This window comes from Tardiphaga sp. (assembly GCF_044340795.1).
GTDB lineage: Bacteria > Pseudomonadota > Alphaproteobacteria > Rhizobiales > Xanthobacteraceae > Tardiphaga.
Window position 1 is genome coordinate 14,743 of sequence record NZ_JBIISY010000026.1, and the last position, 26,118, is coordinate 40,860.

Annotated in this window: 24 protein-coding genes; 9 read left to right on the plus strand and 15 right to left on the minus strand. The window is 63.5% G+C overall.

The window, feature by feature from the left end:
* Positions 1–30 precede the first annotated feature (30 nt).
* From ACIQ17_RS06595 to ACIQ17_RS06610, 4 genes are all read right to left on the minus strand, one after another.
* Complete coding sequence (locus ACIQ17_RS06595) at positions 31–888, minus strand: ABC transporter permease (RefSeq protein ID WP_398466653.1); 858 nt, start codon at positions 886–888, stop codon at positions 31–33.
* Positions 885–1,667: an ABC transporter ATP-binding protein gene (locus tag ACIQ17_RS06600; protein WP_398466654.1), complete on the minus strand. Its 783-nt coding sequence runs from the start codon at positions 1,665–1,667 to the stop codon at positions 885–887. Before ACIQ17_RS06600 ends, ACIQ17_RS06595 begins: the two co-directional genes overlap by 4 nt.
* Before the next feature lie 232 nt (positions 1,668–1,899).
* Complete coding sequence (locus ACIQ17_RS06605; protein ID WP_398466655.1) at positions 1,900–3,591, minus strand: thiamine pyrophosphate-dependent enzyme; 1,692 nt, start codon at positions 3,589–3,591, stop codon at positions 1,900–1,902.
* Positions 3,592–3,756: 165 nt separating this feature from the next.
* Positions 3,757–4,635 (minus strand): LysR substrate-binding domain-containing protein, encoded by an 879-nt coding sequence (locus tag ACIQ17_RS06610; RefSeq protein WP_398466657.1) that lies wholly within the window; start codon positions 4,633–4,635, stop codon positions 3,757–3,759.
* A 93-nt stretch (positions 4,636–4,728) separates the two neighbouring features.
* Here ACIQ17_RS06610 and ACIQ17_RS06615 point away from each other — a divergent pair, with 93 nt between their 5' ends.
* Positions 4,729–5,676 (plus strand): AEC family transporter, encoded by a 948-nt coding sequence (locus ACIQ17_RS06615; protein ID WP_398466659.1) that lies wholly within the window; start codon positions 4,729–4,731, stop codon positions 5,674–5,676.
* A gap of 7 nt (positions 5,677–5,683) precedes the next feature.
* Here the strand turns inward: ACIQ17_RS06615 and ACIQ17_RS06620 are convergent, their stop codons facing one another.
* From ACIQ17_RS06620 to ACIQ17_RS06640, 5 genes are all read right to left on the minus strand, one after another.
* Positions 5,684–8,371 carry a DUF2339 domain-containing protein gene (locus tag ACIQ17_RS06620; protein ID WP_398466661.1) on the minus strand — a complete coding sequence of 896 codons (2,688 nt, stop codon included), beginning with the start codon at positions 8,369–8,371 and terminating at the stop codon, positions 5,684–5,686.
* Positions 8,372–8,492: 121 nt separating this feature from the next.
* Positions 8,493–8,999, minus strand: coding sequence for a tyrosine phosphatase family protein (locus tag ACIQ17_RS06625; RefSeq protein WP_398466663.1), 507 nt, complete (start codon positions 8,997–8,999; stop codon positions 8,493–8,495).
* Positions 9,000–9,032: 33 nt separating this feature from the next.
* Entirely contained in the window at positions 9,033–9,647 is a 615-nt protein-coding gene (locus ACIQ17_RS06630; RefSeq protein ID WP_398466665.1) for a YfbR-like 5'-deoxynucleotidase, read from the minus strand.
* Positions 9,647–10,273 carry a DNA-3-methyladenine glycosylase I gene (locus ACIQ17_RS06635; RefSeq protein ID WP_398466667.1) on the minus strand — a complete coding sequence of 209 codons (627 nt, stop codon included), beginning with the start codon at positions 10,271–10,273 and terminating at the stop codon, positions 9,647–9,649. The genes ACIQ17_RS06630 and ACIQ17_RS06635 overlap by 1 nt, the downstream gene beginning before the upstream one ends.
* Positions 10,270–11,151, minus strand: coding sequence for a YgfZ/GcvT domain-containing protein (locus ACIQ17_RS06640; protein WP_398466669.1), 882 nt, complete (start codon positions 11,149–11,151; stop codon positions 10,270–10,272). Before ACIQ17_RS06640 ends, ACIQ17_RS06635 begins: the two co-directional genes overlap by 4 nt.
* 129 nt (positions 11,152–11,280) lie before the next feature.
* Between ACIQ17_RS06640 and ACIQ17_RS06645 the strand changes: the two genes are divergently transcribed.
* Positions 11,281–12,615, plus strand: a complete 1,335-nt coding sequence (locus ACIQ17_RS06645) for a dihydroorotase (protein ID WP_398466671.1) — start codon at positions 11,281–11,283, stop codon at positions 12,613–12,615.
* A 150-nt stretch (positions 12,616–12,765) separates the two neighbouring features.
* Here ACIQ17_RS06645 and ACIQ17_RS06650 read toward each other — a convergent pair whose 3' ends face one another.
* The 5 genes from ACIQ17_RS06650 to ACIQ17_RS06670 form a co-directional block, all read right to left on the minus strand.
* A complete protein-coding gene (locus tag ACIQ17_RS06650; protein ID WP_398466673.1) occupies positions 12,766–13,032 on the minus strand; it encodes a hypothetical protein in 267 nt (88 codons plus the stop codon).
* Positions 13,033–13,234: 202 nt separating this feature from the next.
* Positions 13,235–14,458, minus strand: a complete 1,224-nt coding sequence (locus ACIQ17_RS06655; protein WP_398466675.1) for an alpha/beta fold hydrolase — start codon at positions 14,456–14,458, stop codon at positions 13,235–13,237.
* A 54-nt stretch (positions 14,459–14,512) separates the two neighbouring features.
* On the minus strand, positions 14,513–15,175 hold the full coding sequence (locus ACIQ17_RS06660; protein WP_398466677.1) for a sulfite oxidase-like oxidoreductase: 663 nt from the start codon (positions 15,173–15,175) through the stop codon (positions 14,513–14,515).
* Between the two features lie 29 nt (positions 15,176–15,204).
* On the minus strand, positions 15,205–16,440 hold the full coding sequence (locus tag ACIQ17_RS06665) for an MFS transporter (RefSeq protein ID WP_398466698.1): 1,236 nt from the start codon (positions 16,438–16,440) through the stop codon (positions 15,205–15,207).
* Positions 16,441–16,834: 394 nt separating this feature from the next.
* Entirely contained in the window at positions 16,835–18,259 is a 1,425-nt protein-coding gene (locus ACIQ17_RS06670) for an amidase (protein ID WP_398466679.1), read from the minus strand.
* Positions 18,260–18,402: 143 nt separating this feature from the next.
* Here ACIQ17_RS06670 and ACIQ17_RS06675 point away from each other — a divergent pair, with 143 nt between their 5' ends.
* Positions 18,403–19,248 (plus strand): alpha/beta hydrolase, encoded by an 846-nt coding sequence (locus tag ACIQ17_RS06675; RefSeq protein WP_398466681.1) that lies wholly within the window; start codon positions 18,403–18,405, stop codon positions 19,246–19,248.
* 195 nt (positions 19,249–19,443) lie between these two features.
* Here ACIQ17_RS06675 and ACIQ17_RS06680 read toward each other — a convergent pair whose 3' ends face one another.
* Complete coding sequence (locus tag ACIQ17_RS06680; RefSeq protein WP_398466683.1) at positions 19,444–20,454, minus strand: polyprenyl synthetase family protein; 1,011 nt, start codon at positions 20,452–20,454, stop codon at positions 19,444–19,446.
* A gap of 244 nt (positions 20,455–20,698) precedes the next feature.
* On the opposite strand from ACIQ17_RS06680, the gene ACIQ17_RS06685 reads away from it, so the two are divergent.
* The 6 genes from ACIQ17_RS06685 to glyS all read left to right on the plus strand — a co-directional run.
* Positions 20,699–20,929 (plus strand): DUF2007 domain-containing protein, encoded by a 231-nt coding sequence (locus ACIQ17_RS06685; protein ID WP_398466685.1) that lies wholly within the window; start codon positions 20,699–20,701, stop codon positions 20,927–20,929.
* A complete protein-coding gene (locus ACIQ17_RS06690; protein WP_398466687.1) occupies positions 20,929–21,693 on the plus strand; it encodes a tRNA1(Val) (adenine(37)-N6)-methyltransferase in 765 nt (254 codons plus the stop codon). The genes ACIQ17_RS06685 and ACIQ17_RS06690 overlap by 1 nt, the downstream gene beginning before the upstream one ends.
* Positions 21,694–21,918: 225 nt before the next feature.
* Positions 21,919–22,803, plus strand: a complete 885-nt coding sequence (locus ACIQ17_RS06695) for a S49 family peptidase (RefSeq protein WP_398466689.1) — start codon at positions 21,919–21,921, stop codon at positions 22,801–22,803.
* Positions 22,804–22,993: 190 nt separating this feature from the next.
* Positions 22,994–23,182: a hypothetical protein gene (locus tag ACIQ17_RS06700; protein ID WP_398466700.1), complete on the plus strand. Its 189-nt coding sequence runs from the start codon at positions 22,994–22,996 to the stop codon at positions 23,180–23,182.
* A gap of 347 nt (positions 23,183–23,529) precedes the next feature.
* A complete protein-coding gene (locus tag ACIQ17_RS06705) occupies positions 23,530–24,465 on the plus strand; it encodes a glycine--tRNA ligase subunit alpha (RefSeq protein WP_398466691.1) in 936 nt (311 codons plus the stop codon).
* Positions 24,465–26,118: glycine--tRNA ligase subunit beta (glyS, locus tag ACIQ17_RS06710; protein WP_398466693.1), on the plus strand; the 1,654-nt coding region annotated here is incomplete at its 3' end. The genes ACIQ17_RS06705 and glyS, both read left to right, overlap by 1 nt.

Genomic DNA, 26,118 nt, shown 5'->3' on the forward strand with positions numbered 1-26,118 from the left:
TCTCCGTGATGCGAAGGATGGGGGAGGAAGTTAGACCTGGACCTGATGCGACGTGGTCGCCTGCTTCCAGGGCAATGAGCTGCGCTCGATGACGTCGATGACGTAATAGAGGGCGAAGCCCATGATCATCAGCGTGAACAGGCCGACCCAGACCGAGTTGAGGTCATAGAGGCTCGACGCGTTGAAGATCATGTGGCCGAGGCCGCGCTGCGACGAGATGAATTCGCCGACCACGGCGCCGACCAGGCCGAAGCCGATATTGATGCGGAAAGTCGCGATGATCGCCGGAAGGGTCGAGGGCACCACGGCCTTGAAGAACACCTGATGCTTGTCGGCACCCATGGAGATCATCAGCGACTGCAGATCGACATCGGCATCCTTGGCGGCCTGATAGGCGGCGATCAGGGCGACCAGCGCGGTGAGCGAGACGGCGAGGGCCACCTTGGAGATCAGGCCGGTGCCGAACCACAGCACCACGATCGGAGCGAGCGCGATCTTGGGGACCGAATTGATGGCGACGATGAAGGGCTCGACGAGCTTGGCGACGAAGACCGAATACCAGAGCGCGAGGCCGAATAGGGACCCGAAGATGGTGCCGATGACGAAACCGAGAATGGCTTCGAACAGCGTGGTCCACGAATCCAGCAACAGCTCGCCGCTGAGCAGCTTGTTGGTGAAGCTGGCAAAGATGCCGCTCGGCGATCCCATCAGGAAGGCCGAGATGTAACCGGCATGGACGCCAGCCTCCCAGATCGCGAAGAAGAGCGCGACCGCGGCAACCTGCAGGAAGGCGCGGCCAAGCGGCGTGTCGAAGGTCTGACGCTTGTGTCCGCGCACGGCCTTGCGCTTGCTGCGAACGGGTGCGCTGGTCTGGATCGTCATCGTCATGCGGTTTTCTCGGTCTGGATGTCGAGTTCGGCGCAAAGCGTCTTGAAATAGGTCGCGAAATTCACGTCATTTCGCGCGGTGACTGGAGAACTCGCGTCGATGTCGATCTCATGCACGACCTTGACCCTTGCCGGGCGGCCGGACAGCACGACCACACGCTTCGACAGTGCGACCGCTTCATCGATGTCGTGGGTGACGAGGATCACCGTCTTCTTGTAGGTCTGCACGGCGTCCTTGAGCACGCCTTCCAGATACAGGCGCGTCTGATAGTCGAGCGCGGAAAATGGCTCGTCGAGCAGCAGGATGTCGGGATCCATGATCAGCGTGCGGATCAGCGCCACGCGCTGTCGCATGCCACCGGACAATGTCTTGGGATAGGCATTCTCGAAGCCGGCGAGACCGAACTGCTTGAGATATTCGCGCGCCTTGGCCTCGGCTTCCCCGGCATTGACGCCGCGCGTCTCGAGCCCGAGCAGGACATTGCCGAGCACCGTGCGCCACGGAAACAGCAGGTCCTTCTGCATCATGTAGCCGACACGGCCGCGCAGGCTGTCGATCTCCTGGCCGCGATAGGTGATGGTGCCGCTGTCGGGCTCCAGCAGGCCGGCGATGATGTTGAAGATCGTCGTCTTGCCGCAGCCCGAGGGCCCGATGATGCTGACGAAATCGCTTTCATTGATGCTGAACGACAGGTCGTCCAGCACGGTGACGTCGCCATTCTTGCCAGCGAATGACTTGCTGACATTGGCGACGCTCAGTTGCACTTGCTTCGGCGGCATGACGGCATCCCCGTTGGATACCGTTGTTACGCAAACAGCGTGCCAGCTTGGAAACGCGCGCTGCCTCTCACTATCCGGAGAGTTTCAGCACGATTCCCGGCGTGGAAACGCGCGCATGCTTTGACTTTGAGCAAGCTCGAAACCTGCGCGACGAGAAATTGAGCAGTGGTTCAGCACCGGCGCGACATGAACGTTTGACGCACCTCTCCCATTGCGGGAGAGGTGCAGGAGTTCAACCCGTCACCGACATCACCGCTTCCTTGATCTTCGCCAGCGCGTAGTTGCCGATCATGTTGGCATCGACATGCGGCAGGTTCGGGATTTCATCGGCCGCAACCACGCAGTCGACGATGGCGGTGCCGTCGCAGGCCAGCGCAGCGGCAATCGCTTTCGTCAACTCGCCCGGCTGCTTTGCCGTAAAACCCTGGCCGCCGCAGGCGCGTGCCAGTGCGGCGAAATCCGGGTTCGGGAATTCGATCGCTTCGCGGAACGGGGCGAGGCCCACGCTTTCGGCTTCCAGCGTGATGAGGCCCAGTGCGGAGTTATTGTAGACGATGACCTTGAGCGGCAGCTTGTGCTGCACGGCGGTCATGAACTCGCCCATCAGCATGTTGAAGCCGCCATCGCCGGTCAGCACGATCACCTGCTTGCTGCGATCGAGGATCTGGATGCCATTGGCCTGACCGACGGCCGTGCCGACCGCGGCATTGTTGAACGAACCGGTGATGCGCTGGGTGCCGTTCTGGCGGATCCAGTTCGCCGACCACAGTGTGTTGAGGCCAGTGTCGAGCACGAAGATCGCATCGGAACGCGCCAGGTCGCTGGTGACACGTGCGACGGCCTGCGGATGGATCTTGTTCTTGCTGCGGGCGGGATCGGCCTGCTTGTCGAGCATCTCGTCCCACTTCTTGCGGGCGTGCACGGTCTTGTCGAAGAACTTGCCGTCGGCCTTTGCCTGGACGCGGCCGAGCAGGATTGCCAGGGATGGCCGCGCCGAACCGATCACGCCGAGCGCGGTCGGCGTGCGGCGGCCGAGCGCCTGCGCGCGCTCGTCGATCTGGATCACATGGCCCTTGGTCGGCAGGAAATTGGAATAGGGATAATCGGTGCCCACCATCACCAGCAGATCGCAGTCCTGGACGGCGTCATAGACGGGCTTGGTGCCGATCATGCCGAGACCGCCCATCCAGCGCGGGTCGTCAAACGCCATGATCTCCTTGCCGCGCACCGTATGCACCAGCGGCGCTTTCAGCTTGTCGGAGAGTGCCCGCAGCAGATCCGCGGTGCCGAGCGCGCCGTGGCCGCACATGATGACGACGCTCTTGGCTTCGTCGATGCGCCGCACGGCTTCATCGATGGCGGCCTCATTCGGGAGGATCTCGCCGCGCGGGATCAGCGTGGCGATGCTCGATGTCGGCACGTCGGATTTCAGCGACAGCACATCCATCGGCAGCGTCAGGTGCGCGACGCCGGGACCGGCATAGGCCGCCGCGATCGCCTCATGAAACACACGCGGCGCCTGTGCTGCCGTGGTGACCGTCTGCGTGTAGAGCGAGACGTCGCGAAACAGCAGGTCCGGTTCGGTGCTCTGGAAGAAGTCCGAGCCCTTCATGGCGCGTGCCATGTCGCCGGACAGCGCCAGCACCGGCGCATGATCGCGCGCGGCTTCATAGAGGCCAGCCACGAGATGCGTACTGCCCGGTCCCGTCGAGCCCGCACAGACGCCGAGCTTGCCCGTGAGCTTCGCCTGGCCCGCGGCAGCGAGCGCCGCGCCTTCCTCGTGGCGAACACCCACCCATTCGATCTTCGAGCGCCGGACTGAATCCGCCAGCGGATTGAGCGAGTCGGCGATCAGGCCAAAAATCTGCTGCACGCCGATCTGCTCGAGGACATGGACGAGGTCATCGGCGACAGTCTTCGACATGGGAAAGCTCCAGATTTGATGGGGAACGCCGCGGCAGGGATACGGGCCGCGGCGTCGATCCTTAGAACAGATGGATGCTCAATTGTCGCATTGCAGCATTAACATCACGCCCCAACAAATTTGTGATGTTGGATTAAGTTCCGGCAATCGGGGAACGGGTGGACGTCAAGCGTCACGAACCGTCTTGAGAAAGCCCGTGAGGCACGGATTGCGGTTTGCTGCCGACCACATCAGCACCTGATCGACGATCGGCGGTGCATCGATCGGCTTGAAGCGCACACCGGGGATCTGAGAGCGCTGCATCGAGGCGGGCACCATCGCAATGCCGAGGCCCTCGGCGACGAAATTGACGATGGTTTGCTGCAGATAGACTTCGAGTCCGATGACCGGCGTGAAGCCGGCGGCCTCGCAGCGCTCGACAATGGCATCATATAGCATCGGCACCTGCTCGCGCGGGGTGATCAGGAAACGCTCTTGCGACAAGTTTTCGAGCCTCAGCTTGCGGCTGCGGGCGAGTGGATGCTGCTCGGGCAGCGCCACCAGCAACGGTTCGCGCAAGAGCACATGGCTCAGGAAAGGCGAGGGACCCGCGCCGGCAAAGCTGATGGCTGCATCGATGCTGCCGTCGCGCAGCTCGCTCGCCATCGCATTGGGCATCATTTCGCGCACCCGCAAGGCGACATCCGGAAACGCGCACTGATAGCGCCGTGTCAGGCTGGGGACGGTGCTGTAGGCCGCCGACATTGTAAAGCCCACGGTAAGCTGCCCCGCCTCGCCGCGCGCGGTGGCGCTGGCATTGCGGCTGGCCTGATCGACGAGCTGCAGCACGTCGCGGCTGTCGGCGAGGAATTGCGCGCCGGCCGCGGTGAGCGTCACGCCCTTCGGCGTGCGCTCGAACAGCTTGACGCCGAGCTCATGCTCCAGCGCCGCGATCTGGCGGCTGAGCGGCGGCTGCGACATGTGCAACCGTTGGGCGGCGCGGCCGAAATGGCCGGTCTCGGCGAGGGCGCGGAAATAGCGAAACTGGATCAGGGTCGGGGCCATACCGATAAGGTATCATATTTCCGGATATCGGTATTGGATCGGAATGATGCCCTCCGCTACGCCTCTCGCCGGGCCGGTTGGAGGGCCCGGACCGTGCTGACATCGCTATCCGTCATCCTACCCGTCTTCGCCGTGATCGTGGCCGGCTATGTCGCCGGCCGTGCGGGCCTGCTCGGTCCCACTGCAAGTTCGGAGCTGAACAAATTCGTCGTCTATCTCGGCCTGCCCGCCTTGCTGTTTCAGGTGATGGCGGAGGCCGACTGGACTAGCCTGTGGCAGCCCGGCTTCGTCGCCTCCTTTGCCATCGGCATGTTCGTGATTTTCGGTGTCACGCTGGTCTATCGGGTGATGAATGGCCGCCATCTCACCGACGCATCCATCGACGGGCTGAATGCCGGCTATGCCAATACCGGCTATATCGGCTTTCCGCTCTGCGAGCTGATCTTCGGTCGCCATACGCTGGTCTTCGCGACAGTGGCCACCGTGCTCACCGCCAGCCTGCTGTTTGCCACCGCCATCGTGTTCATGGAGATCGGCCTGCAGACCGAGCGCCGGGCGCATCATCTGGCGCGCAAGGTCGCGGTGTCGCTGCTCAGGAACCCGCTCATCATCTCGCCGATCCTGGGCGCGCTGTGGTCGCTCGTCGGCCTGCCTTTGCCTGCACCGGTCGCCTCGACGCTGCATCTCGTCGGCGGCGCGGCGAGCCCATGCGCACTCGTCTCGCTGGGCCTGTTCCTGGCGGCTGCGCGTCCGGAGACGCGGGGCGCCATCAAGGAAGCGCTGGCGCTGTCCAGCCTGAAGCTGATCGGTCAGCCGCTGCTCACCGCGATCTGCGCCTTCTTCGTCTTCCGTCTGCCGCCGACCACTTCCGCGGTCGTCGTGCTGCTGTCGGCGCTGCCGACCGGCGCCGGCTCCTTCATGATCGCGGAGTATTACGACCGCGAGGCGGTGGTGACGTCGAAGACCATCCTGTTCACCACCATCGCCTCGGTCGTCTCCGTTACCGCGGGGTTGGCCTTGATCCAGCATCTGCAGGGCTGATTTTGCATCACGCCGCCGGCGTTTCGACTGCCGCTTTCTTCCGACCGAACAGGATGCGCTGATACAGATAGCCGATCGCCACCAGCACAAGGCCAAGGCACATGAAGGACAGCGCCCGCCAGACGCCTGTCAGCGATGACATGTCGACCAGGAAGGCCTTCAGCACCGTGAGGCCGATCACCACCGCAGACGCCAGCCGCGCGCGCTGCGACGAGAAGATCAGACCAGCGGCGAGCAGCGCGACGCCGAAGATAAGCCAGGCGACCGACAGCGTATATTGCTCGGCATCGAAGACCCGCGCATTGGAGAAGACCGGGCCATGATAGACGCGGCGGATTTCGAACGTCACGTAAGTCAGCGCCAGCAACAGCGCGCCGCCGGCTATGGTGTTGGCATAGGCCGGTTTGCGACGCCCGGCGACGGTATAGGACAGCAGTAGCGCGAGCACCGCCGGCAGGGCGTAGCCGAGCAGCAGCAAGTTGAACACGAGTCCGCCGACATCGATGCGCCAGATGTTCGGATTGGCGATGAACAGCAATCCGAACAGCGTTGCCAGACCGGCATAGACTGTCAGCAGCACCGCACTGACATTGTGAACGATGCTGTTGCTTCGGACACGCAGCCGCTCGAGGCCGATCGCCATGGCGAGCGTTGTGCAAACCTGCAGCGCGATTTCGACCAGATCCGAGCTGAACCGGTAGACGTCGCCGCCATTGACGAAATGGCGGATCTGCAGAAACACCAGCAGCACCGTGAACAGGATCGCGGCGGATTCCACCATGCGCAACGGCACATCATCGCCGCGGCGGCGCATCAGCACGCTTGCGCCCCAGAACGATGCGGCCGGCACGCCGTAGCCCCAGAGCAGCCAGTTGAAGATCGGCGTGGTGCCGACGAGATCGCCGACCACGCGTGGCTCATAGGCCATGCGGGCGCAGACGATGCCGGCAAGTATGGCGGACAGCCAGCGCAGGAACGGGATCGGTCGCTGCATGGAGATCCATGCGGTGCCGAGCGCCATCAGGGAAAGCGCGATGGTGAGCCAGCCTTTCTCCAGTGCAAAGGTCAGCGCCAGCGCCAGCGCGCCGAGCGTGCCGGTGGCGAACAGCGCGGTGGAGATGGCGAGGCCCGGACGCTGCTCACGCTTGCTGAGCATTTCAGTGGCCGCGGCAAAGCTGGCGGCGAGGATCACCGCGAGGATGGCGAAGGGCACCGAGCGATCGAGATGCGCGATGCGGGCATAGAGCGCGATCAGCAGTGCGATCGGCACGAAGGTGGCGCAGGCCGCCCAGATCACCGGAATGACCGCGGTGAAAGAGCGCCCTTGCGCGAGGAAACCGACAATGCCGAAGCCGAGTGCGAACACGGCAGCACTGACGAGATGCGTGGTCACCGCGCCTTCGATCGGGCTGGTGCCGATGCCCGGCAGCGGGCCTCCGGGCAGGACCAGCAGATCGAGATTGCCCTGGATGGCCCAGGAGAGGAAAACGACAGCCACGAAGCCGGCGGCGACGGCCACCGCGCTGGTGGCTGCCTGCGCATACCAGGCGACGAACAGCGTGCCGGCCACGAGCAGTGCGAAGGCGATCATCGCCAGATCGGCATGACGGCCCGCAAGCACGATCATTGTGGCGCCGAACAGGCTGGCGCCGAGTGCCGCCGAGGAAATGCCTTCGATCCGGCCGGGCTCTGCTGCCGGGCCATACATGAAGCCGCAGACCACCAGAAGCGACGCCAGCACGAAGCAGGCGATCACGTGGAACACATGCGGCGCAACCATCTCGGGTCCGCTGTCCAGCCCCGGCAGGGTCCAGAACGTGGTGAATGCAATGGTGGTCAGCACCAGCCAGCGCCACATCCGCATCCTCGCCAGCGCGAAGGCGGCGGCGGAGACGATGGCGAGATAGATGTAGAGTGCCCAGTAATCCGGCTTGGCCGACGACACCAGCATCGGAGTCACGAAGGCGCCGACCAGGCCGAGGCCGGCGAGTGCCGGGCCATGCAGCAGCGCGGCGGCCATGGTCGCCATGGCGACGATGCCGAGCAGCACGAAGGCGGTGGCCGGCACGAGGAAGTCATACAGCGCATAGGCGGCATAGATGGTCGCGAAAGCGACGGCGGTGCCGGCGGCGGTGAGAATCGCCGGGATATTGGCGATCGGCAGCGGCGCGATGGACGACAGCGATTCCTTGCGTCGCGCGACTTCGCCGACGACCAGCAAAGCAAGCGCGAACAGGCCGCCGAGCAGCACGCGGACTTCCGGGCCGAGCAGGCCGGCCTCGATGGAGTAACGCACCATGAACAGGCCACCGAGGGCCAGCGTCAGGCCACCGACCCACACCACCCAGCGGGTGCCGATGCGTTCCTCGAAGCTTTGGCGCGGAGCAGCGGGCGCTGCAGGTTCGGATGATATCGCCGCGTCCGGCGCCGGCGTTGCCGCGATCGCCGGTTGCAGCGTTGGAATTGGCTCTTCAGTTGCGCTGGTGATCGGCTCGGCCGGCTTGATATCGGCGGGCATGTCCGGCGCCAGCGGTGCAGCCGTTTCGGTGACGGCGGCCACCGGGGCAACGGCGCGCGGCGCAGCCTCGAAGGCATCGAGCCTTGCGCGCAGGATCCTGACTTCATTGCGCGCTTTGCGCGCGAAGAAAAAAGCGACGATGGCAACGACAAGCGCAATGAAATCGAAATCAAACATCTAGTTCAGGCCCTCGGTCTTCATTCCTCTTTTTGTCCCACAATGGGAGGAGCGAGGGAAGCCGCAGGGACTTAGTGCCTGTCGAACATGCGATCGTTCAATCTGTATGAACTTTGGCGCATCAATCCAGATCAATGCGAAATGGCTTGCCGGCCACCATCAGGCTGCCCGGCCCCATGTCGTCGAGCGCGCGGACCATGCGCCCGTTGCGTCCGAGCGCCTTGTCGGCGAGTGAGACGATCAAGCGGTTTGGCGATGCGATGGGGGATGCCGCGCGAATGCGTTGCGCGATCTCGTGTTCGTCGCGGTCGGGATTGAGCATGCAGGCCGCGGTGAAGGCACTCGCGGTGGAACGCGAAATGCCGGCATAGCAATGGATCACCAGCGGCGAGGCACGATCCCAGCCGCGCGCGAAATTCATGACCTGCAGGACATGGTTTTCGTTGGGGGCAACAAAGCCGTCCATGCTCTCGGTGATGTCATCCACCTGCACGCGCAGGTGATTGGCCTCGAGCACCGTCTCCGGCCGCACCACCTGCGCCACATTGGCCATGATGGTCAGCACATGGCTGGCGCCCGTCGTTTTGACGGTGGCATGCAGATCGGCGAGGGAGCAGACATAGATCATGATGGTCTTTCTACCGCGACCGGGCCATGCGTGTCATCCCGCTGTCAGCGCTTCAAAACGCGCGAGGAACCGCTTCTCCGCCTTGCTGGCCGACCACGGCGTCAGATAGTCCGCTTCGACCGCGAGCTCCAGGCACGGATCCTTGCCGAACAGCCGTTTCGCTTCGGTTTCCGCAAAGCCCGCGAGCCGCGTCGCCTCCAGATAGGCGGCGCCCATATCGGCGTTCTTGATCGCTTTGGTCATTTTGGGATCGAGCCCGGCCGGCAGGCCGAAGCGGATATGGATGGCCGCGAGCAGACGATGCTCCACCCGCTTGTAGGCGTCGCCGATCACCGCCTTGAACGGCGAGATCATGTCGCCGATCACATATTCCGGCGAGTCATGCAGCAGTGCGGCGAGACTGTAGCTGTCGTCAGCGCGCGAAAACTGTTCGCGCATGATCGCTTCCACCAGCAGCGAATGCTGCGCCACCGAGAAGATGTGCGGGCCGCGCGTCTGCCCGTTCCAGCGCGCCATGCGCGCGAGGCCGTGAGCGATATCCGCCAGTTCGACATCGAGCGGGGAAGGATCGAGCAGATCGAGCCTTCGGCCCGACAGCATGCGTTGCCAGGCGCGCGGCGTGCCGCCGGTCACGGTCGCCTTCGCCATCAGGTCGCCTTCAGCCGCAGCGGGCGTTTCTTCTTGCTGCACAGCTCATGGCAATAGCAGGAGGTGAGGTGGTCATTGACCATGCCCGTCGCCTGCATGAAGGCATAGACAATGGTCGGGCCAACGAATTTGAAATTGCGCGACTGCAATTCCTTGGAGATCTTGATCGACAGCGGCGTCGAGGCCGGTACGCTGGCATGGGTCTTGAATTTGTTGACGATGGGCTGGCCGTCGACGAAATCCCAGAGGAATTTCGAGAAGCCGGGTCCGTCCTCCATGATCTTCAGATAGCCCTTGGCGGACAGGATGGTGCCTTCGATCTTCGAGCGATTGCGCACGATGCCCGCATCGTTCATCAGCGCATGCACCTTCTTCTCGCTGTAGCGCACGATCTTTTCCGGCTGGAAATCATCGAACGCTTTGCGAAAGTTGTCCCGCTTGCGCAGGATCGTGATCCACGACAGTCCGGCCTGGAAGCCGTCGAGGATCAGTTTTTCATACAGCGCGCGGTCGTCATATTCCGGCACGCCCCATTCGGTGTCGTGATAGGCGACATAGAACGGATCCTCGCCCGGCCATGGGCAGCGCGTCTTGCCGTCGGCATGGGTGATCGGGGCTTTGCTCATGCGTGTTTCTTGGCAACGAGGGCGCGGACGGCTTCGGGATCGGCGAGCTGAATGGTGATGTCGCCGGCCAGCAAGGCCGCGCCGGCATCCAGCGCGTCGGTGGCGCGGTCGGCGCGCACAAGTGCGAGGCCGCTATTGCCGGCCGATGACCCCATGGTGCCGATCGGCTTGTCAGCCGCGCGGATTTCCGTGCCTGCGACCGGCGTGGTCCCGTCGAGCGTCACCGCCACGATCCGCGTCCGCGCGGTGCCGCGATGCTGCATGCGCGACACCACTTCCTGGCCGATATAGCAGCCCTTGTCGAAATCGACGCCGGCCATGCGGTCCATATTGGTCTCGTGCGGGAAGGCATCACCATAGGCGAAGTCGATGCCGCCGCGCGGCACGCCGCAGGCGATGCGATGCGCTTCATAGGCGGGCTCATCGACGAGTTGGGCACCAAGCAGTGATGCGGTCTTCTCCGCGAGGTCGGCCGGCACCAGGATGCGCATGCCGAGCGCCGCGTTGCGCGGATCGACGAAGGTCAGGTCCGGCTTCATCGCCGGCTCGCCGTCCCACACTGCCAGCACGCCCAGCCCGTCGGACAGATTCTCCACTGTCACCTTGGCGCGCAGCTTGTAGAAGCCGAGCTTGGTGGCGAGTGGTTGTGCCAGCTCGCGCGGGCAGTCGATCAGCAGACCGCCGCCATGGCCGCCAGGCGCTTCCGTGACAAGAAAATCCGCCACGATCTTGCCCTGCGGCGTCAGCAGCGCGCCGAACCGCGCCTTGCCCGGCACGAGTTCGTCGATGTCCGAGGTGATGAGGTTGTTGAGAAAGCTGCGGGCGTCGTCGCCGGCAATCTTCACCACACCCCGATCGGGGAGAAATGCTGCTTTCATGCGGAAAATCTCGAAAAAACTCAGGAATCGCGGCTGACGGATATCAACGCCAAAGTTAAGCCGCTAAGATGCCGGTAACAAGGCCTGCGCCATGCGCGCAGACATCCACAGGCTGCAAGCGAGACTGGTATGAGCGAGACTTTCGACACGATTCTGAAGAACGGCACCGTCGTCAATCAGGATGGCGAGGGCCAGCGCGACATCGGCATCCGCGACGGCCGCATTGCAGCGCTCGGCACTTTCGGGCCGGAGCAGGCCGGCAAGACCATCGACTGCAAGGGCCTGCATATCTTGCCCGGGGTGATGGACACCCAGGTGCATTTTCGCGAGCCTGGCCTCGAGCAGAAGGAAGACCTCGAAACCGGCTCGCGCAGCGCCGTGATGGGCGGCGTCACCGCGGTGTTCGAAATGCCGAACACCAATCCGCTGACCATCGACGAGGCGACCTTCACCGACAAGGTGAAGCGCGGCCATCACCGCATGCATTGCGATTACGCCTTCTTCATCGGAGGCACCCGCGAGAATGTGCAGGACCTGCCGGAGCTCGAGCGCGCACCGGGTTGCGCCGGCGTCAAGGTGTTCATCGGCTCCTCCACCGGTGCGCTGCTGGTCGAGGATGACGACAGCCTGCGAAAAATCTTCCAGGTCATCAAGCGTCGTGCCGCCTTTCATGCCGAGGACGAATTCCGCCTCAACGAGCGCAAGGGCCTGCGCATCGAGGGTGATGCCCGCTCGCATCCGGTGTGGCGCGACGAGGTGGCGGCGCTGATGGCCACGCAGCGTCTGGTCAATCTCGCCCGCGAGACCGGCAAGCGCATCCATGTGCTGCATATCTCGACCAAGGAAGAGATCGACTATTTGAAGGATCACAAGGATGTCGCCTCCTGCGAGGCGACGCCGCATCATCTCACCATGGCGGCGCCGGAATGCTATGAGCGCTTGGGCACGCTGGCGCAGATGAATCCGCCGGTGCGCGATGCCAGCCATCGCGCCGGCATCTGGAAGGGCATCGAGCAGGGCATCATCGACGTGCTCGGCTCCGACCACGCGCCGCATACGCTGGAAGAGAAGCAGAAAGTCTATCCGGCCTCGCCGTCGGGCATGACCGGCGTGCAGACGCTGGTGCCGCTGATGCTGGATCACGTCAATGCGGGCCGGCTGTCGCTGCAGCGCTTCGTCGATCTCACCAGCGCCGGCCCGGCGCGGCTGTACAACATGGCCATGAAGGGCCGCATCGCGGCGGGCTATGATGCCGACTTCACCGTGGTCGATCTCAAGCGCAGCGAGACCATCACCAACAAATGGGTAGCCTCGAAGGCGGGCTGGACGCCGTATGACGGCGTGACCGTGAAGGGCTGGCCGGTCGGCACTTTCGTGCGCGGCAGGCAGGTGATGTGGCAGGGCGAACTCATCACCCCATCGCAGGGCGAGACGGTGAAGTTTCTGGAGACCTTGAAGCAGTGATGTGATGGAGCGCGTAGCGCTCAAGCTCATTTGTCATCACCCGCGAAAGCGGGTGATCCAGTAAACGACGTAGATTTGTGGAATCACTGGCTTCGGTGTTTACTGGATCGCCCGGTCAAGCCGGGCGACGACGGAGAGAGCAGGTGCCGCTTACTGCCTCGCCAGCGTCAGCGAAAACTCGCCGTTCCGCACGCGCGTCGGCAGGCCCTCGACGAACTTCGCCACCGCGTCCTCGCCATAGGTCCCGACCAGCTCCGCAAAGGCCGCAAACAGGCTCGCCTGGGCGAGGCAATCGCCATCGACGCCGTCGTGGCGCGCTTCGGCCCATGCCTCGTTCAGATAGCTGAGCGCCGCCTGCTTCTGCTCCTGGTCCGGGAGGGGAGCGCGGGTGGGCTGGTAGGACAGGCGTTCGCTCATGAAATTCCCAAACAATCTGCGGCAGGACGCCGGCGCGAATGCGCGTCGGCGTGAAACTGATTCCTTTGGCTCGTCCACAGATTTACCACGCGCCGCACGCACCGCGAGCAACATCTTTAAGAAAGGTTAACGGCCGGGATTCACATTGTCGGACATTGCGTTAGCAACGGGAACCGGTCGACTTCGGAACCCGATGCGCGGGCTAGTCCACCGCTTTCGTCACGATCCGGATCTCGGATGTCAGCGTCCGGTGGACCGGACACTTGTCGGCGATCTCCATCAGCTTTGTGCGCTGTTCGGCGTCGAGCCCGCCGGTGATGGAAATATTGCGCTCGATCTGGTCGAGCATGCCGTCCTTCGTCTCGCACTCCGCGCAGTCTTTCGCGTAGATCTTCCTGTGGTTCAGCGTGACGCTGACGCGCTCCATCGGCAGCGCCTTGCGGTCGGCATACATCCGCATGGTCATCGCCGTGCAGGCGCCGAGCGCGCTGAGCAGGAGATCATAAGGGCCGGGGCCCGTGTCTTCACCGCCCGCCGCGACCGGCTCGTCAGCCGTCAGGCGATGCGGGCCAATGGTGATCTGTTGCTGGAATTTATTGGCCCGGGTCTCGGCGACGACGACCTGCCGCGGTTCGTCGGGCAGCGCGGCAGCAGCGGCATGCGCGACGGGAGCGAGATAGCGCGACGCCCAAGCCGCGATCACATCGGCCGCATAGGTCGCATCCGCCTTGTCCGTCAGCAGATGGTCGGCATGATCGAGTGACACAAAGCTCTTCGGGTGCTTCGCCGCCACGAAGATGCGCGTGGCATTGTCGATGCCGACGGTGTCGTCGATGGGGGACTGCATCACCAGCAGCGCCTTGTGCAGCCTGGCGACCTTGGCCAGCAGATTGTGTTCGGCGACATCGTCGAGAAAGGCGCGCTTGATGCGGAACGGGCGGCCGGCGAGATTGACCTCGACCTCGCCTTTCTCACGGATGTCATGCAGCCGATCCGCGAACAGATGCGTGACATGGGCGGGATCGGATGGTGCCGCAATGGTGACGACCGCTTTCGCTTCGGGAATCTCGCCCGCCGCCGCAAGGATCGCAGCGCCGCCAAGACTGTGGCCGATCAGGATCGTCGGTGCACTGCCCAGCGCACGCAGGTGATTGGCGGCGTGGACGAGGTCGTCCACATTGGAGGTGAAGGTGCTGTTGGCAAATTCGCCATCGCTGGAGCCGAGGCCGGTGAAATCGAAACGCAACACGGCGATGCCATGGGCGGTGAGCGCTTCGGCAATGCGCCGTGCGGCCAGCGAGTCCTTGCTGCAGGTGAAGCAGTGCGCCAGCAGCGCCGTGGCCCGGATGTCGCCGTCCGGTCGGTCAAATGCCGCGGCGAGCATGTGGTCGGATGAGCCGGCGAACCGGAGTTTCTCGGTCTGCATGGTATTCTCCTGCGCAGCAACAGCCCGCAGCGTACCACGCCAGGCCAGATCGCATCAGTCGTCCGAGTAGCGCTGCTCTTCCCACGGATCGCCGCGATTGTGATAGCCGCGGACTTCCCAGTAGCCGGGCTTATCGTGCTCACGGAACTCGATGCGCTGCAGCCATTTGGCGCTCTTCCAGAAATACAGATGCGGCACGATCACGCGCACGGGGCCGCCATGGTCGCGATCGATCGGCGTGCCCTGCCACGTATGCGCCAGCAGCGCATCGTCGGATGAAAAATCCTCGAGCGACAGATTGGTGGTGTAGCCGTCATAGGATTCGAGCGACACGAAGCGCGCGTCCGGCTTCGGCCGGCAAGCGTCGAGCAAGGCGCGGGTCGAAAGACCTTCCCACTGATTGTCGTAGCGCGACCATGTGGTGACGCAGTGAATGTCGGAGATGAAAGTGGACTGCGGCTGCGCGGAAAATTGCGCAAAGTCCCAGAACAGCGGCGTCTCGACGGCGCCATAGACATCGAGGCGCCAGCGCTCGCGATTCACATTGGGCGTGACGCCCAGATCCAGCACCGGCCAGTCCTGTGTCAGGTGCTGGCCAGGTGGAAGTCGTTCCGTCTCCGGGCGCGCATGCCGGCCGGTGAGAAACCGGCCTTCGCGCGCCCAGCGTTGTTTGGTCTGCGTCAGCTTGGATTCGGATGGTGTCTTGTCTTCATCCATGCTGACGCTCCTTGGCTAGGCGCTGACCATCACTCGTGACGGTGCATGGCCGAGTTATGCTTGGTGTCGCGCATGGTCGCGTAGATCAGCAGCGACAGGAAGATCATGCCTGACAGATAGTAATAGAAATAGTGCTCGTGACCCGATTGCTTGAAATACAGCGCCACGGCCGGGGCGGTTCCGCCGAAGATCGAGACGGTCAGCGCATAGGGCACGCCGACGCCCATGGCGCGGATATTGGTCGGGAACAGTTCGGCCTTCACCACGGCATTGATGGAGGTGTAGCCCGCCACGAACACCCAGGCGCCGCAGATCAGCAGGAAGGCGACAAAGGGCGATTTGGTGGTCTGCAGCGTGGTGAGGATCGGCACCGTGCACAGCGTGCCAGCGACACCGAAGAAGATCAGCAGCGGCTTACGGCCGAAGCGATCCGACAGCGCGCCATAGATCGGCTGCAGGATGCAGGCGAAGATCAGCGTGCCGAAGATCACCGTGGTGGTCTGGTCGGCGGTGAGGCCCACCGAGAGTTTCACGAAGGTCTGCATGTAAGTGGTGAACGTATAGAACGCAGCCGTACCGCCGGCGGTGAGGCCGACAACCAGCAGCAATTCGCGCGGATATTTCAGCAGGCCGGCCATGGAGCCCATCGGCTTGGCCTGCTTCTTGGCTTCTGTGAACTGCTCGGTCTCATGCATGTCGCGACGCATGACGGCGGCGAAGATGGCGAGGCTGGCGCCGATGAAGAACGGAATGCGCCAACCCCAGTCCTTCAGCTCCTGCTCGGTAAGGAACACCTTCTGCAGCAGCAGGAGAACGATGATGGCGGTCAGCTGGCCGCCGATCAGCGTCACATACTGGAAGCTCGAATAGAAACCGCGATGGTTGGGATCGGCGACCTCCGACAGATATGTGGCGGAGGCGCCGTATTCGCCGCCAAGGCTGAGGCCCTGGATGATGCGGGCGATGGCGAGCAGGACGGGCGCGGCGAAGCCGATGGTCGCATAGGTCGGCGCCAGCGCGATGATCAGCGAGCCGAAGCACATGAACAGCACGGAGATCGTGAGCGACAGCCGGCGTCCGTATTTGTCGGCGAGGAAGCCGAACAGCCAGCCGCCCAACGGGCGCATCAGGAAGGTGGCGGCGAACAGCACGGCCGCATTGAGCTGCTGCACGACCGGATCATTGGAAGGGAAGAAGGCCGGCGCGAAATACAGCGCAAAGGCGGTGTAGGCGTAGAAATCATACCATTCGACGAGATTGCCCATCGAGCCGATGAAGATCGCCTTGATGCGTTTCTTGGCGTCGTCGAAGTGAAGTTTGCCGTCCGCCGGCGGTGCGAATGTCTCAGCCACTAAAAGCCCTCATATTCCGTGAAACGAAATATTCGGTTGCCAGAAGCGGGGGGAAAAGCCAATGCCGGGAAACGCATTGCTGATGGCAGGATCGTTCTGTCCGCCCATGCGCGCGCTTGCGGCGCAGCATAGCGTCTTTAAACGCAAACTGCGGCAATGTGGCTTATACTAAAGTATGAATTCGTCAGCGGTATCTAGCGCAGCTGGGCCGTAGGGTGGGCAAAGCGAAGCGTGCCCACCTTCAAGTGCACGGTTGGTAGAGGTGGGCACGCTGCGCTTTGCCCACCCTACATGTTGCCGAGTGCCGTTACTTCGCCGGACGCGGATCGATCGGTGTGATCGCCTGGAAGCCCAGAATATCCTCCAGCACGCGGGCGCCGGCGAGCAGCGAGGCTTCGCCGCGCGGCGGGCCGACGATCTGCAGGCCGACGGGCAGGCCGGTCGCAGTGAAGCCGCAGGGGATCGACAGTGCCGGGCAGCAGGTCAGGGTAATCGCATAGACGATGCCCAGCCACTGCACATAGTTGTCGAACTTGGTGCCGTTGCATTCGGCGAGATAGCGCTGCTCGATCGGGAATGGCGGCGTGATGGTCGCCGGGCACAGCAGCAGGTCATACTTCTGGAAGAACTCGTAAGCGCGGGCCGCCAGTGCCACGCGCTGCGATTCCGCCTTGGCGAGATCCTCGACCTTCAGCTTGAGGCCTTCCTCGATATTCCAGATCACTTCCGGCTTCAGCTTGTCGCGGTGGTCGCGTAGCAGGCCGAGTTTTGAGATCGCAAAATCGTAGGCGCGCAGCACATGGAAGCATTCATGGGCCTCGCGCAGGTCGGGATGCGCTTCCTCGACGATCACGCCGGCTTCGGCAAAACGCTCCGCCGCCTTGCGGGTGAGCGCCGCGACTTCCGGATCGACGGGTGTGATGCCGAGATCGGGCGAATAGGCGATCCGCTTCGGCTTCTTGCCGGCGCGCACGACGGAACGGAAGGTCTCCGGCAGCTTCGGCAGCGAGATCAGGTCGGCGGGATGTTCGCCGCTCATGGCGTCGAGCATCAGCGCGAGGTCTTCGACATTGCGGGCCATCGGGCCCTGCACGCTGACCATGCGGGCCAGCGCGATATTCGGCGTCGCCGCAACGCGACCGGGGCTCGGGCGCAGGCCGACAATGCCGCAGAAGCTGGCAGGATTGCGCAGCGAGCCGCCCATGTCCGAGCCATGCGCGATCCAGGCTGTGCCGCTGGCGAGCGCCGCCGCAGCACCACCGGACGAGCCGGCCGCCGATTTCGACAGGTCCCACGGATTCAGCGTTGCCCCGAACACTTCGTTGAAGGTGTTGGCGCCGGCGCCGAATTCCGGCGTGTTGGACTTCGCATAGACCACGCCGCCATTCTCTTCGAGGCGCTCGACGAGGACGTTCGACTTGGCCGGCACCACATCCTTGAAGATCGGCGAGCCCTGGGTCGTGCGCACGCCGGCCACGGAGGTCAGATCCTTGATCGGCACCGGCAGGCCCGCGAGGATCCCGCGCTCACCCAGCGGCTTCTTCATCAGCTCCCTGGCGTGATCACGCGCGCGGTCGAAGCACAGGATCGGCAGCGCATTGACCTGGCCTTCCACCTCCTTGATGCGCGTTTCCAGCGCATCGAGCACATCGAGCGGCGTCACCGTGCCATTGTTGAGTTGATCGACGACGGCGCAGGCCGTTGCTTTGATGAGGTCGGAATGGGAAGCCACGCACGTCTCCAAAGGTGATGCAGAAAAAGCAGATGCAGCATGTTCGTCCGGCGCGTGGCGGTCTAGCCTATTTCTTGCATAATTGGCACGCACAAGCGGCACCGCGCCGCACAAGGCAGAGATGCAAGCTAAGGATAACAACCATGAGTAATCCGTTCGGCGATTCCAACTGGCGCGCGATGTCACGCGAGCAAATCGATGCCGGCCTCAACAACAGCGTGGCCGTCGCCGGAAGTGCCGAGATTGCCAATGGTTGGGGCCAGCGCTCCGATGCCATGAAGGCGAAATATCCCGCGCATCTCGACCTCACCTATGGCCCGCGCGACCGCAACAGGATCGATCTCATCAAGGTGACGGAAGGTGGCCCGGTGCTGCTGCTGATCCATGGCGGCTACTGGCAGATGCGCTCAAAGGATTTTTTCACCTGTTTTGCGGCGGGTCCCATCGCCCACGGCATCAATGTCGCTGCCATTGGCTACACGCTGGCGCCGGACGCGACGCTGGACGAGATCGTCGCGGAGATTCATGCCGGCGTGGATGCGCTGGTGGCGCAGGCCGGCGCGCTTGGCATCGATGCGGAGCGGATCGTGGTGTCGGGCTGGTCGGCCGGTGGCCATCTGACCTCGACGACGCTGTCGCATCCGAAAGTGAAGGGCGGCGTCGCGATTTCCGGCATCTACGATCTCGAGCCGATCCGCGCGTCCTATCTCAACGAGAAGCTCAAGCTCGATGAAGCGATGTCGAAGCGGCAGTCACCGCTGCTGCAGGGCGCCGGGCCCAACAAGCCGCTGGCACTCGTGGTCGGCGGCGCCGAACTGCCGATCCTGCGCCAGCAGACCGCGGACCTCGCGGTGCATCGCGTGCAGCATGGCTTGCCGGTGAGCTATGAGGAGATTCCAGGCGCGGATCACTTCTCGATCATGGCGGAGCTGGAGAAGCCGGAGGGGCGGATCGCGGCGCTGATCAAGGATTTGGTGGCGAGGATTTAGCGTTCTTCTCCATCCCCCAAGCGGCGTAGCCGCGCAGCGGGGAGGGTGGATCGAAGCGAGCGTTCAGCGAGCTTCGAGACGGGTGGGGTGCCTCCCCACACGCCGACGTCACGTGGGGGAGAGACCCCACCCCCGCCTAGCGGCGGACCCTCCCCTTCGCTTCGCTCCGGGGAGGGAGACTTCAGGCAACAGAGCTCAATGCGTTCTCGCCAGACAGAACGCCACCACCTGCTCCAGCGCCGTCTTCATCGGCGAGGGCGGGAACAGGGCCAGCGCATCGACAGCCATCGCACCATAATGATGCGCGCGGCTGATCGTGTCTTCCAGTGCACGATGCTTGGTCATCAAGCCAATGGCATGATCGAGGTCGCCGTCGCCGATCTCGCCGCGCTCCAGCGACTTGATCCAGAATTCGCGCTCGGCATCATTGCCGCGGCGGAACGCCAGCACGACGGGCAGCGTGATCTTGCCCTCGCGGAAATCGTCGCCGACATTCTTGCCCAGCTTCGCAGCCTTGCCGCCGTAATCGAGCACGTCGTCGACGAGCTGGAACGCGATGCCGAGATTCATGCCGACCGAACGGCACGCGGTCTGCTCGGCCTTCGGACGGTTGGCGATGACGGGGCCGACTTCGCAGGCAGCGGCGAACAGCTCGGCCGTCTTGCCGCGGATGACCGCGAGATATTCGTCCTCCGTGGTGGCGGTGTTCTTGGCGGCGGCGAGCTGCATCACTTCGCCTTCGGCGATCGTCGCTGCAGCCGACGACAGGATGTCCAGCGCGCGCAGCGAGCCGACTTCCACCATCATGCGGAATGCCTGGCCGAGCAGGAAGTCGCCGACCAGCACCGAGGCCTCGTTGCCCCACAGCATGCGCGCCGAGAGTTTTCCGCGACGCAGTTCGCTCTGGTCGACCACGTCGTCATGCAGCAGCGTCGCGGTGTGCATGAATTCGACGGCGGCGGCGAGCTTGATGTGGCCGTCGCCGGTGTAGCCGGTGAGATTGGCCATCGCCAGCGTCAGCATCGGGCGCAGCCGCTTGCCGCCCGAGGAGATCAGGTGGTTGGCGACTTCGGGGATCATGGTGACGTCGGAGCCGGTGCGCGACAGGATGGTCGCATTCACGCGCTCCATGTCGCCGGCAACAAGGCTGACAAGCTGGTCGATCGACGCTGTTGCGTGACTCTCGAAAGGAACAATCACCGCCACGCTGTAGTCTCCGAATTACTAAGGTCTCTGCGCGGTCAGCCGTGGCCGGCCGGCGCGCTCGCCCTGATAGGCCGAATTCGCGCGAAAATCATGTAAATTCATGCGCAGATGGGGCCGGTTAGACAATATGTCCGCAGAATAGGAACTGCGCGGGGATGCGGCAAGGGCTAGGGAACCTGGATCAAATCCAGATATACCGGCCAAGAGACGCTAACTGACGCGAAGAAACAGGGATGGTGGTCAATTGCGCGAAATCCTGCGGACAAATGATGTGGTGCTGGTCTCGGCGGTGGGCGCGCTGCTCGACGGCGCCAATATCCACCATCTGGTGCTGGACCAGAATATGAGCGTGCTGGAAGGCTCGCTCGGCGTGATCCCACGCCGGATTCTCGTGCATGAGGATGATGCGCGGGAGGCGCGTGCGATTCTGACCGAGGCTGGACTCGCGCATGAGTTGCGCGCCGAGGGCAAATGATGCCTGACACGATCGTGACCACGGATGACCGCGTGTTGGGGGGCCAGCTGCTGTTGCGGCAGCCGGCCTCGGGTCATCGCGCCGGTCACGATGCGATCCTGCTGGCAGCCGCGACGTCGGCGCGTCCAGGCCAGCGGGTGGTGGATTTCGGCGCCGGCGTGGGGACGGCGGGTCTCGCTGTCGCAAGACGTGTGGCCGGACTGTCGCTCGCCTTGATCGAAATCAATCCGGATTTTGCCGATCTCGCGCGCCACAACGCCAAAGCCAATGGCCTCGCCGCCGAGGTGATGACGCTTGACCTCGGATCAAGTGCCGAGCACTTCGCCGCCAGCGGTCTGCCGCCGGACAGCGCCGACGTCATCCTGATGAATCCACCCTTCAACGATGCCACGCGCCATCGCGCCTCGCCGGACAGGACCCGGGAGATCGCGCATGTTGCGACCGGGGACACCCTCGCGACATGGGTCCACGCCGCACGCCGCGTTCTGAAATCGAACGGCGTTCTGACGATGATCTGGCGTGCCGATGGAATCGCCGATGTGCTGGCGGCGGTCGATCGCGGCTTCGGCTCGCTCGCGCTGATGCCCGTGCATGGCGATGCATCGGCGCCGGCGATCCGGATTCTCGTGCGTGCAATAAAAGGGGGGAGGGCGCCTGCGGCAATTCATCCCGGCATTGCGCTACGGGATGCGAGCGGCGCACCCGATGCCCATATCCAGCACATTCTGGCGGGGCATGCGGCTCTGCCATGGGCATCGCTCTAGGCGATGCGCATGACTTATGACTGTCGCGCTGTTCCCGAACGCTTCTGCGGCGCCGACGTGAAATGGATCGCCGTGAGCAGCGTGCCGATGATCAGCATCAGCAGATAGATCTTCATGTTCGCTCCCAACGCGCGTTTGGCAATTATGGTTTGCAAACGCTGAAAGTCTCTGCCGGTTCAATGACACGCGCGTGATAATGTACGGTTAACGTCGAGGTAACTTTGTATGAGCGAATCCAGTTTGAAAGCGGCGATCTCAAGGCTGCTGCCTGCGCGTTTCCGTCGCGCGACAACAGTGGTTCCGGTGGTCCGTCTGTCCGGCACCATCGGCGCCGTCACGCCGCTGCGGCCGGGCATGTCGCTCGCGGGTGTCGGCAAATTGCTGGACAAGGCATTCGCCACGAAGAATGCCAAAGCCGTTGCGCTGGTGGTGAATTCGCCCGGTGGCTCGCCGGTGCAATCACGGCAAATTTATCTGCGCGTGCGCCAGCTCGCCGCCGAGAAGAAGCTGCCGGTGTTCGTGTTCGTCGAGGATGTCGCGGCGTCCGGCGGCTACATGATCGCCTGCGCGGGCGATGAAATCTTCGTCGATCCGTCGTCCATCGTCGGCTCCATCGGCGTGGTCGGCGGCACGTTCGGTTTTCAGGAATTGATCAGGAAGATCGGCGTCGAGCGGCGCCTCTATACGGCGGGCGAGCACAAGGCGACGCTCGATCCGTTCCTGCCGGAAAATCCCGATGACGTCGCACGTCTGAAATCGCTCCAGCGCGAGATCCACGCGATCTTCATCAACCTCGTGAAGGAAAGCCGCGGCGCCCGTCTCAAGGGGCCCGAGGACGAATTGTTCACGGGCGCCTATTGGGCCGGCGAAAAGTCCGTCGAATTCGGTTTGGTCGATGCCATCGGCGATCTCCGTTCGGTGCTCCGCGCGCGTTACGGCGACGAGGTGAAGATGCCGGTGATCGCGCAGCCGACCGGGATGCTGTCGAACCTGCTCGGTCGCAAATCCTCCAGCGGCGCGCAGCTGGAACTCGGCGCGTTGGCGGATCTGCCGGATCAGATCGTGACCACGCTGGAAACCCGTGCACTCTGGTCGCGCTTCGGGTTTTGAAGAGACCTGTAGCCTGGATGGAGCGAAGCGTAATCCGGGATCCAGCCTATCAACGCATCGCCGGTCCCGGATTGCGCTCCGCTCCATCCGGGCTACGCTTCCGATCTCGTCCCCCAAATCGCCATTGTCCCGCGCCAGCAGTTGAGCGAAATTACTGGGAAGGGGGCTCGTCATGAGCAAGGACACGAAAATGCCGCCGCTGGTCGCCATTGCGGGTGCGCTTGGAAGCGCTGCCGTGGTCCGTTGGGCCTATCGCACCGTCAAGCGCGTCAATCAGGAACTCGATGCAGCCCGTCAGGCCCGGATGGCCGAGACATCCGCCCCCGAAGCCAAGACCCTCCGCCGCGACCCCGTCACCGGCGCCTATCGGCCGGGCTGACGCCGGCGCCTCCGTAGCTCGGATGGAGCGAAGCGTAATCCGGGGACCGGCGACTTCGTGAAGCTCTGATTCCTGGATTGCGCTGCGCTCCATCCAGGCTACAGGCAGACCAAAACGAAAGCGCCGGCCCGAGGACGGGCATGTCCTCCTGACCGGCAGCAACTCGGAAGTTCTGTTGGGGTTCGCCGGGTCAACGCCATCAGGGCCGCTTTCGTTCCGCCCTGCGGCGTATCGCCTTGATTCCACGGGGCCGCATGGATACGGTCCGCGCGCCTCGATCCGCCCCGACATTCCGGGGTGATTTGGATGGCTATTCCCGAAAAACCGGCCCGGATATACCCAAAAACATGACGGACTCCCTGCCTCCGCATATGCGCCCGGAACGCTCGTTCCAGGGTTTCATTCTCGCTCTGCAGCGGTTCTGGGCCGAGCAGGGCTGCGTCATCCTGCAGCCCTATGACATGGAAATGGGTGCCGGCACCTTCCATCCCGCCACCACCCTGCGCGCGCTGGGCCCAAAGCCCTGGAAGGCCGCCTATGTGCAGCCGTCGCGCCGGCCGAAGGACGGCCGCTATGGCGAGAACCCGAACCGGCTGCAGCATTATTACCAGTTCCAGGTGATCATGAAGCCGTCGCCGGCGAACCTGCAGGACCTCTACCTGCAGTCGCTGAAAGCCATCGGCATCGACACCGCCCTGCATGACGTCCGCTTCGTCGAGGACGACTGGGAAAGCCCGACGCTGGGCGCCTGGGGCCTCGGCTGGGAATGCTGGTGCGACGGCATGGAAGTCTCGCAGTTCACTTACTTCCAGCAGGTCGCCGGCGTCGAATGCGCGCCGGTTGCGGGCGAGCTTACCTATGGCCTCGAACGCCTTGCGATGTATGTGCAGGGCGTCGACCGCGTCTATGACCTCAACTTCAACGGCCGCGAAGGCGCCGAGAAGGTGACCTATGGCGACGTCTTCCTGCAGGCCGAGCAGGAATATTCCCGGCACAACTTTGAACATGCCGACACCGCGATGCTGTTCGAGCAGTTCAAGATGGCCGAGGCCGCCTGCAAGAAATATCTCGATGCGGGCTGGAAGGGCGACAAGCGCGAGGAACACCTGATGGCGCTGCCGGCCTATGACCAGTGCATCAAGGCCAGCCATGTTTTCAATCTGCTCGATGCGCGCGGCGTGATCTCGGTCACCGAACGCCAGAGCTACATCATGCGCGTCCGCGAGCTGGCCAAAGCCTGCGGCGAAGCATGGGTGCACACTGAAGCCGGAAGCGCTGCCTGATGCCCGATCTTCTCCTCGAATTGTTCTCCGAAGAAATCCCCGCCCGCATGCAGGCCAAGGCGGCGGAAGACCTGCGCCGAATGGTCACCGACAAGCTTGTCGATGCCGGCCTCGTCTATGAAGGCGCCAAGGCTTTCGCGACCCCGCGCCGTCTCGCGCTCACCGTGCATGGCATTCCCGCCCGCCAGCCCGATCTCAAGCAGGAGCGCAAGGGTCCTCGCGTCGGCGGCGCCGAAGCCGCGATTGCCGGCTTCCTGAAGGCCACCGGTCTGAACTCGATCGACGAAGCCAAAATCCAGCGCGATCCCAAGGGCGATTTCTACATCGCGCTCACCGAAAAGCCGGGCAAGCCGGCCATCGATGTGCTCGCCGAAATCCTGCCGATGGTGGTCCGCACCTTCCCCTGGCCGAAGCAGATGCGCTGGGGCGAGGCGTCGATCAAGTCGAGCGCACTGACCTGGGTGCGTCCGCTGCATTCCATCGTCGCCACGTTTGGCATCGAGACCGAAGAGCCGGAAGTCGTCAAATTCGACCTCCCTGGTGTCAGCGTCGGCCAGACCACGCGTGGCCATCGCTTCCTCGCGCCCGGCGAGATCGAGGTGCGCCGCTTCGACGATTACGTCGCAAAGCTGCAGCATGCGAAGGTCGTGCTCGATCCCGAGCGCCGCAAGGAGATCATTCTTGCTGATGCGCGCCAGCTCACCTTTGCGCAGGGTTTTGAGCTGGTCGAGGACCCCGCGCTGCTCGACGAAGTCTCGGGCCTGGTCGAATGGCCGGTGGTGCTGATGGGCTCGTTCGATGCGGACTTCCTGTCGATCCCGGATGAAGTGATCCGCGCGACCATCCGCGCCAACCAGAAGTGTTTTGTGGTGCGCGATCCGAAGACGGAAAAGCTCACCAACAAGTTCATCCTCACGGCGAATATCGAAGCCAGTGATGGCGGCGCCGCCATCATCGCCGGCAACGAACGCGTCATCCGCGCGCGCTTGAGCGATGCGAAGTTCTTCTACGAGACCGACCTGAAGACGAAGCTGGAAGACCGGCTGCCGAAATTCGATCAGATCGTGTTTCACGAGAAGCTCGGCACGCAGGCAGAGCGCATCAAGCGCATCGAGCGGCTGGCCGGCGAGATCGCGCCGCTGGTCGGTGCTGATCCTGCGAAGACGAAGCGTGCGGCACAGCTTGCCAAGGCGGATTTGCTGACGGAAGTCGTCGGCGAATTCCCCGAGCTGCAGGGCTTGATGGGCAAGTATTACGCGCTGGCCCATGGCGAAGATGCGTCGGTCGCGGCGGCGAGCGAAGATCACTGGAAGCCTCAGGGCGCTGGCGACAGCGTACCGAACGATCCTGTGAGCATCGCTGTCGGCCTTGCCGACAAACTCGATACGCTCACCAGCTTCTGGGCGATGGATGAAAAGCCGACCGGCTCGAAGGACCCGTTCGCGCTGCGCCGCGCGGCGCTTGGTGTGATCCGCCTTGTGCTGGAGAACAATCTTCGTCTCTCGATGACCAAGGCTTCGCAGTCTGGTGTTGAAGGTCTGCTCGCGACCAGCGCCGGCAAAACCTTTGCTGATACGCAGAAGGTCCCGGCCGATCTCCTCGCCTTCTTCGCCGACCGCCTGAAAGTCCAGCTGCGCGATCAGGGCGCGCGTC